The organism is Amphibacillus jilinensis Y1, from assembly GCF_000306965.1.
Classification (GTDB): domain Bacteria; phylum Bacillota; class Bacilli; order Bacillales; family Amphibacillaceae; genus Amphibacillus_C; species Amphibacillus_C jilinensis.
The window spans coordinates 400,016-413,687 of the sequence record NZ_JH976435.1 but is presented as its reverse complement, the minus strand read 5'-3'; the positions used below and the strand labels follow the sequence as shown (position 1 = coordinate 413,687).

Below are 13,672 nucleotides of genomic sequence, written 5' to 3'. Positions count from 1 at the left end.
AAGATAATCTAGAGATTAACACGCTCCAAGGCATACTAGAACAGACACCAGAACAACAGATTGGGTAACGAACCAATCATGACCGCCTCTCCGTATAAAGTTGGATTAATGCTCAATTCGCTACCTACAGCTTATTCTAGATTAGCTAAAAAGTACATTCATTAACTATATACAGTTTAGAAATACAACAGATTAAGACCCATTTCACTTTTTTCTTGATTCGTCATTGAAAATTTCTCCACATTAATCAAATGAGAAGAGGCACATTCTTTGCAATTCCCTCAATCATGATGGCGAATACTCTGCGCGAAAATACGACTGTGAAAATTGAGCAAGAAAATATTCAGGGGTTAGAGGCGTTAGCATAAATCATCTTATTAGATACATTAGCTTGAGGTTATAGACCTAATAGATAGTGTTTTTTTATAAGTTTGGATACTTTCTCATTATGAAATGATAAGCCGGATCGCCTATTTTAAATACTAATGTACCAATATACACCATATTTATCAACTACATCTGCAGCACAAGCACTCCATGGCAGTGTACCCAGCGGAAACAATACCGTTCCATCAGTACTTAGTATATCGTATGCTTTACGAATTTCATCCTCATTATTGAAGTTGATTCCATAACTCATAGTCGGTCTCGCTTCTTTTAACGATGCGTTTAGCATCATTTTGACAAGCGATTCATTTTGAGATTCGCTCACAGCAAAAATTTCTTCGCCATCTTTGAGTAGGGCTGCATGCATAAACGTACCATCGGGATTTTTCACATTATACCCTAAAGTCATTCCAAATGCTTCTTGGTAAAATTCTACAGCCTCCAAACTGTTATGAATATACAACGTTGCTCCTAATTTCATGTTAGTATTCCTTCCTTTCGTTTACTTATTTGGTTTTTCTGCGATAATAATATAGTAAATTTCATTAGACAATGTCATCGAGCCACTCGCTACTAACACATATGCGTGTTTCTAGTGGTCCCTTTGCGATTAAGTTTCCGTAATCCATGATGCATGTGCCTCAAATTAGTAGAATCAAGCTCAGCAGTTGGTTCATCGAGAAAAAGTAGTTCTGGTTCATGAAAAATGCGCGAGTGAGCGTTATTCTTTGCAGCATCCCCTTCGAAAGCTCAGAAACTACCTCCCTTTGACCATCTATTAAATTAACCATTCCAATACCTCATCAATTATTTTACTTTTATTTTCCACATGTGAAAAAATACTGTCGAAGATGAATAGCAGCCATTCATAGCTAACCCAATAGCCGAAAAAGATAGTGTCCAGTATGTAGCTCAATTTATTATTACTTTTTTCTACTGCTCTTTCAAAGTATACATTATTATTCGTAGTAAAGATTCATATTTTTTAGACATTTATTTATAGGTTTATATTTGTACTTCATACTATATGTACTAATTTTTAAGATTTGATTTTACTTTGAACTCCAAATCTAGTAGCCTATCCAACTTTTGCAACTAAATAAGCATCAACTACTTTTTGCTTAAACTCCTTATAATATTTGCGCACAACCCCCCCCAAAGTTTGACTAAGCTAGTCCAACTTTGGGGGACACGTCACTAATGACCTTTTGAATATAGGTCATGTCATGGTATCTTTGATTGAAACTGGAATAACCCATATTTCCATGTAGGCTTCTGACGATGTTGTCTGATAATATTTCTCTACTGAAAATGGCTGAATTGTCAATCCCCGTTTTACCAACCATGTTTCCAAAAGGTAGTTCATCGCTTTCCCAAGTGCGTTAGTAGAAAGCTCGGTGAAATTTTCCGCTTCAAAGCAACAGACGACATATTCTCCTGCTGCGAGCTCCCATTTAACAAATGGTTCACTCACACAGGTATTCGACATCAATTCCCCACCTACAAAGTAAGTGAATGTATCAGGTATTGCTTCGTCCATCATTGAGACACCCAATTCAATTCCATCAGACAGTAGGTAAGGGATATCACCCTTACAACTGTGAAATGAATCCCATAACTGACCGGCTCTATCAATACCAGTTGTTTCTCCTGCGGGCATTTGCGAGATAGGAATCTTAGTAGAAAGTCCAACGTAAGCCTCTGGACTGTCCAGTTTCCTACGTGTCATTTCCAATACCATACTATCCGTAATTAAAGGCACGTCTTCATCTATCATCGTATAGTCAAGAAACAAATCTGGTTTGGAAACATGGGTGAGCCGAGAAGGTCTACTACGAAATTCTGCTGGTGTTATCCGATAGGCATCTTTAAACGAGCGGGTAAACGTTTCATGCGATGAAAACCCATAGTCTAAAGCTATATCTACAATTCGCTTATTCTTATCCAATAAAACTTCTGACGCTCTTGCTAGACGACGTAGCTTTACGTATTTATTAACCGGTTTCTTTACCAAGCGTTTAAATAGGCGCTGAAAATAAAACGGAGATAGACCTGTCAAGTTCGCTAACGTTTCAATTTTTATTTCTTCTGAAAGATTTTCCTCAATATAGTCAACCGTTTTTTGAATTTGTTCCCATGCGTGCATCATAAGCACCTCCTTATGAAAAGGATACCATCTGTTTAATCCGCGCGCTTGACCATCAATGCTCTTTTGTGAATTTCGATAAAAAGCTGAGATGTTTTCCTAACGGACAGTCATCTTCGATCACTAGGGAAAGATACATTCTGAAATCCCACGCTTTTTGACCACTCCTGCTATATAATACAACCGTATACCTCTGTTTGCTGATGTCAGGCTAAGCGATGTGACTAGTTCATTCATTTATAGAAACGATAAAAAATGCTCAATTACATTGAACGTCGAATTTCTCCTGCCTGTATCCATTGACCATTTGAACATAGCCCTCCCTGTTGCTAAGTCTGCTTTGAGCGTCTATATTAAAAGATTCTATTTGCTACCATAGCAAATTGAATGGATAATTTAATGGGAAGAGAGGCAGCAGCCATCTGATTAAGATCCCCGACAAAAAATAAATCTTTTATAGGATAATAAAACGCAAAGGAGCCTGTTGATCCAGAATGTCCTACTAATTCACCTTTGCCCATATAAAGACTAATCAGTCCACTTAAGGGGATTTGCATATATCCTCCACCATAATGAATCGGTCCCATAGAAGCCTGTAGTTTATTGTAAGTAGATAGACGTCCAAAAATGCTCTTATTAAACAATTCCCCTCCAAAGAATGCTTTTATAAATATCATTAATTCTTGAGCAGTCGTTATGCAACCCCCACTTGCACCGCTACTCATCACAAACTTAGGGCGGTGGATAATCTGATTCTTGTAATAGATCTTAGGTATTTCATCATCTCTATTCTCAGGAAGATATGTACTAACTAACCCAAGTGGTTCAAAAATATACTTTTCATACGCCTTACATAATGTTAAACCACTTTCTTTTTCCACAATTTCCCCCAATATATCGAAGTTTATATCTGCATAGTAAGCTTTTCCTTTCTTTCTAGGTTCAAAATGAGGTTTTAACTTCTTAACCCTACTCACGGTATCGCAAAAATGCATATGAAAATCCTCTTGTATGACCCTATTTATTAAGCAGTTTTTCCCTTCTAAGTAAACATCAGGAAGCCCACTTGTTTGAAACAATAAATCAGAAACTGTTAACTCATAAGAGTATTCTCTCCCTTTATAAATATGAACTTTCTTTAAAATATTTATATCAAGAAACTTTACAATTCTATCTTCCAATGATAATTTATCCTGCTCCAATAATATTAAAATACAAGTGGTAGTAAGTAATTTCGTAATACTAGCCATAAGAAATGGCGAACTTAATTCCTTTTTTCCATATCCTTTCATGAACGAAAACTCTCCACTTGTATTTTCTACAAACAAAATTCCCTCATTGATTTTTTTTGAACTAGTGAACTTATTAAAAACTTTTTCGAATTTCTCAGTTTTATTGATTGTCATAACCACTCCCCCTACGTTTAAATCGTATTCTTAGCAATGCTTTATTAAGCGAAGATTTTACTGTTGAATATATTGTTTTCGAAGCTGATCTCGGTTTTTTTAGCAGAAAGCCTCTTAATTTTAGTATCGTTTTCGGATTTGCTCAGTTTAATTCTTCACTCTAATGATGTTTTTTTGCCAAAGTGCTTAAATATCATCTTTCAGCTTTATAGGAAAATATCTTTGCATTTGTTTATAACCAAGTCCCTTTTCTATGTCTTTATAGGCAATATCTCTTCCATCTTCATATAAATAAGGCATATTGAACATAATATTACGGCCTTCATCAAGCTCAAAATTTGTGGTTTCAATCCATCGACGAACTTTATCTTCCACTTTGTTTATGCTCTCGTTATCCTCATCAATACTGACTGCCATAGCGTATAAGCCTCCCGGAAAATCGAACAGATTAAAAGGCTTTACATCCGCATTGGTCACACTATCTTTAACGGCACATATCCATTCAGCTTTGTCATTTTTAGATAGCAAAAAATCAAAACAATCGAAAATCACATGCTTATACAAATGACAATGCTGCCACAATTGATACATATATCCACCATTTTTGAACATGTCCTCCCATGATTGTTCGCCCACTGTCACCGCTCTAAATCCCGGTATCCTAACGACCATTATATCAGGAATTTTTTTATCTAATTTTTCCGTTATTTCAATCAAGCGGTTTATATTGGAGGGGTTGCCGATATAGTCAATGCTCATCAATTGAGTTTCAATCTCTTTTGTCTTGTTGTACAATTGTTTTATGTCTGAGGTGTCTGAAAAGTTCAATTGTTCGATTTCGCGTATGAAATCCAGCACGATTTCCTTCAGCTCATGTAAAAGCGCAACCTCATCGTCTATGCTCTGAGCTTTTTTCCCAAGTACTTCTAAGACAACCTCAGAACTAGAAGTGTTAAAAACACGTTGAATATCTTTTATACTGATGTTCAATTTGCGTAAAATAAGGATTTGCTCAAGTCGACTGACAGCGTTTTCATCATACATTCTGTAAGCGTAGTCGTCACTTCGGGTGCTGTACAGTAACCCCATATCTTCATAGTAACGCAGTGCGCGAGCTGTAATGTTATATTTGCTTGAGATATCCTTAATTTTGATTAGGTTGTTCATTTGTTTCGACCTCTTTTCTAAATAATTGATTATAAACTTAATATAAAGTGTTACCTAAAGGAAGAGTCAAGCGAGCGATGCTATTTTATGTGAAAAGCGCTTCACCCGTCATCATTGGCCGAAACAATTTGTTTAGGGTTTGGCAAGGTAAGCATCACCTTTTTGATCCTAAAACATAGAGACAGTTCGTTAAAATTCTATCTGCTAGCTGACAGCACAAGCGCCCCTTTTACTCTACTTCTTTAGCTTTACAATATAACCAGAACCTAGATTATATATTTTTCTAGTCAAATACTATAATTTCAATATTCTAAGTGCATTTCTAGAAAAAATATTTTTTAACTGTTCATCATCTGAGGTCGCCCTAAGTACCGAGACAATTGAAAAGGCATGATTTACAAAAGGATAATCTGTTCCAAATAATATTCTCTCACTGCCAATTTTGTCTATCAGTTTTTTTATATTATTAGAAGGTTGAATGCTGATATCAGTGTATGTATTTGGAAATCTCTTCATTAATTCTATTAATTCATCGATTTCAAAACACCCTCCATGAGCTAATATAAATGTAGCATTAGGAACTGTTTTCAAAACCTTATAGAATTGTTTTATCCTTTGTGTGTCCAGTTCAACCTTCTGCTTTTTAGTTAAAATAGTTGTAGCGAAAAAATCTTCAGGCACCCCAAAGCCGCTACAGGATAGTATGGGCATATTTGTTTCTTCTAATGTTTTTATTAAATCAATACTTTCTCTGCTGTCAACATTAAAACCACAAACATGGGGGTTAATTTTCCATCCCTTAATATCTAGTCTTAAGTATGGAATGTCAACACTAAACTGGAGTACCTAATGGAACTATCCATTCTTCTTCACTTTTTGTTTTGAGTGTATGATTTATGTAACTAATAGTTAAAATCAAAATAATTATAAAACCTAATATCATTAATACTTTCATTGCTTTTTTCAGCTTTTATCCCCCCCTATTACATAATCATTTACTGACCTATTTATTTTTTCGAACTATACTTTTATCTTTTCGCACAGTTTTATCTTCATTTTTTTAACATTAATGGATTTTCCAGATTTGTAATGGGCTCTATTATAATCGCTTCGTTATAAAAGCCCCAACTCCAATTATGAAGTAGAATGTCATTAAGCATACAATCAACATTCCTGTCTCAATAAAATAAACACCCATTGAATATAAGATTAGTAAAGTAGCACCACTACCAATGAGTAGGACGTATAGTACAATCATCAAATAACGTTTCATAAGTATTATACTTCGTTCATCAAAATTTGGAACATTACCATTTCTTCGTTTACTCCACTTAGTAATAAGCCATGTAATTAAAACACCTAAGAGTGTTCCAACAATCATAGGAATAGCCATGTATCCACCAGTTTCCTCACCAATAATATATATACCTAAAAATCCACCAAATAAAATACATCCAACAATAAAAATCATACCTAATATAAACAAAGTCCTGTTTTTCATAGGTTTTCCTCCTTTTCTAAATAAAATAACTCCTCAATCGGAACATTAAAATATTCTATCAATTTTAAAGCCAATTCCAGACTGGGATTATATTTATTTTTTTCAATGGCGTTTACAGTTTGTCGTGTAATTTGTAAATCTTCAGCCATCTTTACTTGTGTTATCCCTTTTTCTAATCGAATATCACGAATATGATTTATCACTTTCATTAATAATCCTCCAATCTGGAAATAAAGATATCTTTACATTTATTATAAAAAAAACACAAGTAAGTGTAAAGATATATTTACAATTACTTGTGTTTTAATTAAATTATCCTGCTTTGTTAGTTGCATAAAGGCTAAAATATTTAATCTGCATTTTCTTTAATATACCATATTTTTTACATAAAAGTGGAAGAAAAAATACTAAATGAGTTCCGATTTTTATTATTCTTTATAAACAAAAGAGCCTTTCAATTGCTTAGAAAGGCTCTTAATTCACTATTATATCTTTTATTTACCTTTATACGTTAATAGTGAAACGCACTCCACATGTACGGTATGTGGAAAAAGATCGACAGGCTGTACCTTTTCTAGCTGATAGCCAAAAGGTTCAAGCTCCTTAATGTCAGTGGCAAATGTTTCAGGATTACAAGAAACATAGGCAATACGTTCAGGTTTAGCTCTACCAATACGACGCATGACTTTGCCACCCGCACCAGATCGGGGTGGATCAAGTAAGAGGAGATCAGGTGTGCCAAAATCAGTTAATATTTGGTCGATGCCTCGTCTTGCGTCTTTAGCTAAAAACATTGTATTATCAATACCATTATCTACAGCATTACGTTCAGCTGATTCAATAGATTTTTCCACGATTTCTATGCCAGCTAATGAATCGACACGAGCAGCAAAAGGCAAAGAAAAGGTGCCGACACCACAAAAGAGATCAATCATTTTCTCTGAAGATTTAGGATTAGCCATTTCTATTGCTAATTCCACTAACTTTTCTGCTTGTTTCGGATTCGTTTGAAAAAAAGTATCGAACCATAAACGATAACGATAACCAAACATTTCATCATAAATAAAATCTCTGCCTGCTAAGATATGAGCTTGTTCGGATTGCGTACGATCAGCCCAATCGCGATTTTCAAACCACATTAAACTTTTAACCTGAGGACATTTGCTGCTTATACGACGGATCAGATCCTCTGTCGCTGAACGTTCATGATCAGGAGCTTCCGTCGCAAAGATACCAAGCATGATTTCACCTGTTTCCAATGACTGCCTCACCATAAGATGACGCAATAACCCTGTGTGTGTGTCTTTATGATAACCAGCAAGTTGATGACTCTTGGTCCAATCCGCTACTTCCATTGTTGCATTTACCATGTCTTCACTAGCAATCAAACATGTTTCTAGCGGAATAACCTTACGGAAATTACCTTGTTCATGCAACCCTAGTGAACCGTCAGCTGCAAAAGTAAATTCCATCTTGTTACGATAGCGCCAAGGGTTTTCAGCACCCATTGTATCTAAAACAAGCGACTGATCAAAACCTTGGGCTTCCAGTACTTTCTTAACATAATCTGTCTTATGTTTTAACTGTCCTGAATAACTCCAATGTTGCCAGACACAGCCACCACATCGTACAAAGTGAGGACAATCCGGTTCAACTCGTTCTAGATCCGGCTCAACAACTTGGTCAGCTTGTAATCTCAACCATTTTCGGTCAGGGTTGTCCACTGTCACTTTTACCTTTTCACCCGGAATCGTCTGAGGGATCGTTAGCTTTAGCTTCTTTGGATTAACTTGTCCCGTATCACGCCAAACAACTGCTCGCCCTGATCCTTTTCGGTCTAATTCATTAATTTCAGTTATATGTGTTTCAGTCTTTACATTTGTCAACATACTTCCTCCTATCAACATACCCTTTTAACATCTTAACGGCTATCAAGCAATAATACAATACGCTAAATTTATAAAACGAATCGAATCTTCAATCAGTGGGCGTTATCATTCTCCTTCCACTAATTGGTGTTAATCAGAATATTACCTAACGTTATCTCCCGCAAAAATAGATTTGCTCTATTCTGTTGGTGTTTACGGGCGGTTCCCTGTGATAAACGCCGTTAACTAATCATTATAATTGTTCTCAACGTATTCAAATTTAACAACTCACTTCTTATCAAAGGTGATTTAAGTTATAATATACGATCAGGGGGGATTCAATGTCTACATTTACAATTATCGGTGGTGGTATAGCAGGTGCTTCTATCGCCTATCACTTAGCCAAAAGCGGTCATCCAGTCACCGTTTATGACCGATTAGATAAAGGACAAGCTACGTCTGCTTCAGCAGGTATTATTTGTCCTTGGGTAAGTCAGCGTCGAAATAAGAAATGGTATCGCTTAGTTCGAGAAGGTGCTCGTTATTATCCCGATTTTATTAAGCAATTAGAGGCTATTACACAGTTGTCTACGGGTTATCGAAAAAATGGTGCCATTTGTTTGTTTAAAGATAATCATATTCAACAACTCGCGTATGATAGAATAGCTGCCAAACAAGTGGATGCACCTGAAATGGGTAAGGTTATAAAAATGACGAAACAACAAGTCAAAGCCATGCATCCATACTTGACCGATAGCTATCCGGCTGTTTTCGTTGAAGGTGGTGGTCAAGTTAACGGTGAAAAACTACTATCTGCTTTAAAAGTAGGTGTTTTGCACTATGGTGGTCAATGGCTTAAACAAGCAAAGGAACCTACCGAATTAGATCATACCGTTATTTATACAGCGGGGGCCTGGTCACGTGAACATTATCAACAACCTAATATTAAACATCAACGTGCTGAACTTCTACATTTCAGGTTGTTAGCAGCTGATCAACAAGAAGAAACCCCTGTTGTGATGGGTCTGGGACCCATGTACATCGTTGAAACCGAAAAAAACAATTTCGCAATTGGTACGACCCATGAAGATACGGATTCGTTTAACAGTGCTCCATCTAGTGAAGGTCAACGCTATTTATATGATCAAGCTGTTCGTTATTTCCCAGATAGGCGTATTGAAAATCAAACGATGGCTGTTGGCTTACGTCCCTTTACACGAGATTCATTGCCATACATCGGTTATGTAAAAGATAATAACTTTGTCGTTAATGGGCTAGGATCGTCAGGATTAACTGCAGCACCTGTTATTGGGAGAGAAGTTGCTAACTATTTGACAGGAAAAGAAACAGCCTTAGACTTAAATGATTATGCTTATTTTTAACAAGTTAGTTAGTGAATGCACATCGTTAACAAATTTTCAGGATTTCTTATACTCAGAGCACTTAAAATCGCTATCCATTTCCTTACTACTATTTTTCACATTTATAACATAGATGAAAGGAGTCAATCCATAATTAAAAGGAGAGACACTGAGCTTGTGTAAGTGTCTCTCTAGCTAGTAGTATAGATTTAAGTTACTGAAGACAGAGCTTCAGCTTGTGCTATCGGATTCAATAAGAAAGTTGCATATGCATTTGCTCTGCCATTTTATCAGATCGTTCAATACTCATTATTTCCAGTTCGTGATTTCCAACTGCTTGTCCCTTTACTAGCCCTGTCTAGATAGATCGGTGATATAAGTGAAAAATGCATCACGATCGACATGATAAACAAGATTAACTGGACGGCCACTTTCAGCTATTTCCGTCTTTCCTTGACTAGCTCCATCAACGTTCACGATGCTTTTAACAACCTTTTGCTTCACAAGATCAGGTTTGCCAACCGTTGCTGTTGATAAGACATCCCAAAGGTAGTATGTTGAATTGGTCTGGAAATGAACAAGTGGTGGAACCATAGCATAACATTGACCAAGAAAATCAATACCAAGGTCTTTACGCTGACTTGCCCAAGATTGGCGAACTTCCATTGTCAATGGTACCATGTTCGTACTTTCTAGAGCAACGAGATCAATGATAATCGAACTATCCCATACCCGTTTTACAGCTTCAGGGTCCCAAAAAGCATTCCACTCAGCGGTACCGTCATGCTCAGGTTCTTCGACATTGCCTTGTTCAAGGAAAGTTCCCCCCATCCAAACGAGCTTCTCAATATTTCTTTCGATTTCTGGCGCTTCCTCTAAAGCTCGTGCCAAATCTGTTAGCGGACCAATAAATAGAAGGGTGATCGGCTCTTCACTTGCTTTTAATACTTCAATTAAATGTTGATGAGCAGGCAATGGTGAAACCGGTGTTGCCATTTTACCAGACTCATTTAAAATAGGTAAGGCATCAACGAAAAAAGCATGCATACGCCAATCTTTTGGAAATGGGTTTTTCCCACGTGAATTTGAAGCAGACACCTCAATTTGTTGCTTACTGAAGCGATCAATAATTTTCCGACTTGCATACATGGCTGGTTCTAAATAACAATCAGCTGGAATAACACCGACACCAACCAAATCGATATCTTCCATTTGTGTTAATAAAAACAATGAAACTAAATCATCAACACCACCATCATGATTTAAATATACCTTTTTAGACAAAGTACATCCCCCTCTATTAATCTTTTCCGTTTTTTCTTCGTACGCGTGTTACCTAAACTTTATTATAGCCTAATTTGATAGCTAATTAAACAAAAAAACGCCCAGTTATTCCCTAGGACGTCTTCTTCATATATCATTCACTTGCTCCCCATTACAGATCAGTCGGTGCCATCCAATTAAACGGCTTAACGTTTCTTAGTACACCAAATAATACTGTCATAGCCAACATTGTTGCCATCAGCATTTGACTTTGTTTATGTTTTCCTTTTTTTTCTAAAATATAATAGATCAAAAACAAAGGTAATAGAAAAAAAACGAGCATATTATAACGAAAAGATTGATGAACGTCGCCTTCTAATAATGCTAATGAAGCTCTGGTCATTCCACAACCTGGACAATCATAACCAGTCACTTGTCTAAAAGGACATGAAATATGGATCCCTAACTTTGGAATAACAACTGTCAAATAAAGTATAGCTGCTCCTAATAAAGATAGTCCGATATATATTTTTTTATGAACGCTAGCAAAATATTTTTTCATCATGACCATCCCTTAATATAAAGTGAAAATGCATAGATTAGAAGTAAATAAAAGTAATCGGAAATACTTAACTTTTGTTAAGTATTTCCTCTTAGATTAAGCTAATTTATTCATATCTGATTGAATAATCGCATTTGCCACAAGACCTAATCCAAATACAGATAATAGGATATAAATAAGTCCGTTATCATTCGTATGCTGATTTTGTCGATACTGGACATCGGCAATTTTTTGCCCGACAATGTAATACCAGAAAAACGTATAAATGCCGCATGTTAAGAAAGTAAACAGTATAACATTACCCCCTCTAAATGCTCTATCATCAGTTGCCGATGCTAACTCTTCTGTGACTGAAAACATCCAAAATAAAGTATAAATGCCGCAAGTAATAAATGATAATATGATAACCATTGCCACACTACGTTGTCTTATCACATAATCCCCTCCTTCTCTTTATGTATTTAAAATAGCCTATTGTGATCACTTCTAATTTGTAGAGAAGTTACACATAAATAATATATCGGCTAAACCTTAAAAATTATATCATAAATTTGTCTTTTTATGCACAAAAACTGCACATTTATAATTTAGTTTTTTAAACCCAATGGATGGCATAAAGCAAAGCTTCAATCAATGGGCGTTTTACGGACGCTTATCTGTAATAACAAAATAAAAAATACCGAAAAAAGTGCTATCCACTTCATTCGGTACCTTTATTTCCATAACATCTACTTTTATCAAAACATACTCAAACTATAATTTTTTGATAACAATTCAAGTAACTTTAATCCGGCTATACTGTTACCTTTGTCATCTAATGCTGGGCCAAAGATACCAATCCCGAATTTTCCGGGTACGGCTCCCATGATACCACCAGATACCCCACTTTTAGCAGGGATGCCAATTTTGATTGCAAATTCTCCAGATGCATTGTACATACCACATGTGACCATGAACGTTTTACAAATCCGAGCGATATCCTTAGAGATGATTTGTTTTCCTGTTTCATGATCCTTTCCATCTTGAGCGAATACCATAGCTATTCGGGCTAACTGCAAACAATTCATTTCAATCGCACATTGTTTCGTATAGAGTTGGATCAAGTGTTCGACCGGCTCATCTATTTGTCCATGTTGCTTTAAAAAATAGCTTAATGCACGATTTAAATCGGCGGTTTCATATTCGGATTGGGCCGTTTGCTCACAATAGTCTATCGTATAATCATTAGTAAGATCATGGATAAAGGCTAGTAAACGTTGAAATCGAGCGTCAACTGATTTACCTTCTATCATGTGCGTAACTACCAACGCTCCAGCGTTAATCATTGGGTTTAAGGGTTTGGCTGGCACCATATTTTCTAACTTGGCAATTGAATTAAATGGATCACCAGTTGGTTCCATTCCTACCTTATCGAAGACATAATCCGGTCCATGATCGCTTAGAACAAGTGCTAAACTAATGACTTTAGAGATACTTTGTAAAGTGAATTTCTTTTTCACATCGCCAGCTGATACATAACGACCATCAGGATATTTAATAGCAATAGATAAATCATGAGGATTCGCCTTCCCTAATGCTGGAATGTAATCAGCTACTTTACCCTGATTTGTAAAAGCACGTGCTTCTGAAACAAAATGCGCTAATTCTTTACTACTTTCACAAAACATATTGATCACCCCTTACTAGTGTAAACAAGTATATTAAATCAATAACGTAAATGAGTGACAACAGTCGACTATTGTTAACGATTATTCATTTCTTCTTGTTCTCCTTCAATTTTAAAGGTGTGTCATCTTATTATTCAACTAAAACACTAAAAGCATGCCAACAAAAAAACACCCCAACGATTGAGGTGCTCTTTAGCCTCCAAAAAACAGGTCAATGATATTGGAAGCTGTTGATGATTGCTTATTATATAATTCTGAGTAACCACAATCTTGACAGTAGACAACGAGAAAGTGGTTATGTTGAACGTCAAACATTTTTGATAAGCCAGTGCCCGATGTAGCAA

Annotated in this window: 14 protein-coding genes; 1 reads left to right on the top strand and 13 read right to left on the bottom strand. The window is 36.0% G+C overall.

From position 1 onward, the window contains the following. Window positions 1-475: 475 nt before the first annotated feature. The 8 genes from B494_RS0108855 to rlmD form a co-directional block, all read right to left on the bottom strand. On the bottom strand, window positions 476-868 hold the full coding sequence (locus tag B494_RS0108855; RefSeq protein ID WP_017472037.1) for a VOC family protein: 393 nt from the start codon (window positions 866-868) through the stop codon (window positions 476-478). Between the two features lie 738 nt (window positions 869-1,606). Further along, window positions 1,607-2,533 (bottom strand): AraC family transcriptional regulator, encoded by a 927-nt coding sequence (locus B494_RS0108845; protein ID WP_017472035.1) that lies wholly within the window; start codon window positions 2,531-2,533, stop codon window positions 1,607-1,609. Between the two features lie 353 nt (window positions 2,534-2,886). Then, on the bottom strand, window positions 2,887-3,939 hold the full coding sequence (locus tag B494_RS0108840; protein ID WP_017472034.1) for a serine hydrolase domain-containing protein: 1,053 nt from the start codon (window positions 3,937-3,939) through the stop codon (window positions 2,887-2,889). A gap of 186 nt (window positions 3,940-4,125) precedes the next feature. Continuing rightward, window positions 4,126-5,106, bottom strand: a complete 981-nt coding sequence (locus B494_RS0108835; RefSeq protein WP_017472033.1) for a MerR family transcriptional regulator — start codon at window positions 5,104-5,106, stop codon at window positions 4,126-4,128. A 294-nt stretch (window positions 5,107-5,400) separates the two neighbouring features. Continuing rightward, entirely contained in the window at window positions 5,401-5,910 is a 510-nt protein-coding gene (locus B494_RS0108830; RefSeq protein WP_277422586.1) for an amidohydrolase family protein, read from the bottom strand. Window positions 5,911-6,205: 295 nt separating this feature from the next. Beyond that, window positions 6,206-6,607 carry a hypothetical protein gene (locus B494_RS0108820; protein ID WP_017472030.1) on the bottom strand — a complete coding sequence of 134 codons (402 nt, stop codon included), beginning with the start codon at window positions 6,605-6,607 and terminating at the stop codon, window positions 6,206-6,208. Beyond that, complete coding sequence (locus tag B494_RS0108815; RefSeq protein ID WP_017472029.1) at window positions 6,604-6,816, bottom strand: helix-turn-helix transcriptional regulator; 213 nt, start codon at window positions 6,814-6,816, stop codon at window positions 6,604-6,606. The genes B494_RS0108820 and B494_RS0108815 overlap by 4 nt, the downstream gene beginning before the upstream one ends. 285 nt (window positions 6,817-7,101) lie before the next feature. Continuing rightward, window positions 7,102-8,496, bottom strand: coding sequence for a 23S rRNA (uracil(1939)-C(5))-methyltransferase RlmD (gene rlmD / locus B494_RS0108810; protein ID WP_033193568.1), 1,395 nt, complete (start codon window positions 8,494-8,496; stop codon window positions 7,102-7,104). Window positions 8,497-8,816: 320 nt separating this feature from the next. Here rlmD and B494_RS0108805 point away from each other — a divergent pair, with 320 nt between their 5' ends. Then, entirely contained in the window at window positions 8,817-9,857 is a 1,041-nt protein-coding gene (locus B494_RS0108805; RefSeq protein ID WP_017472027.1) for an NAD(P)/FAD-dependent oxidoreductase, read from the top strand. Between the two features lie 327 nt (window positions 9,858-10,184). Here the strand turns inward: B494_RS0108805 and B494_RS0108800 are convergent, their stop codons facing one another. The 5 genes from B494_RS0108800 to B494_RS20505 form a co-directional block, all read right to left on the bottom strand. Beyond that, window positions 10,185-11,120 carry a nucleoside hydrolase gene (locus tag B494_RS0108800; protein WP_017472026.1) on the bottom strand — a complete coding sequence of 312 codons (936 nt, stop codon included), beginning with the start codon at window positions 11,118-11,120 and terminating at the stop codon, window positions 10,185-10,187. Between the two features lie 151 nt (window positions 11,121-11,271). Next, window positions 11,272-11,661 carry a DUF2752 domain-containing protein gene (locus B494_RS0108795; RefSeq protein ID WP_017472025.1) on the bottom strand — a complete coding sequence of 130 codons (390 nt, stop codon included), beginning with the start codon at window positions 11,659-11,661 and terminating at the stop codon, window positions 11,272-11,274. Window positions 11,662-11,757: 96 nt separating this feature from the next. Beyond that, window positions 11,758-12,096, bottom strand: a complete 339-nt coding sequence (locus B494_RS0108790) for a DUF4234 domain-containing protein (RefSeq protein WP_017472024.1) — start codon at window positions 12,094-12,096, stop codon at window positions 11,758-11,760. 302 nt (window positions 12,097-12,398) lie between these two features. Continuing rightward, entirely contained in the window at window positions 12,399-13,328 is a 930-nt protein-coding gene (glsA, locus tag B494_RS0108785) for a glutaminase A (RefSeq protein ID WP_017472023.1), read from the bottom strand. 192 nt (window positions 13,329-13,520) lie between these two features. Continuing rightward, window positions 13,521-13,672, bottom strand: a 152-nt coding sequence (locus B494_RS20505) for a zinc ribbon domain-containing protein (RefSeq protein ID WP_083855764.1), incomplete at its 5' end; no start/stop codon positions are given.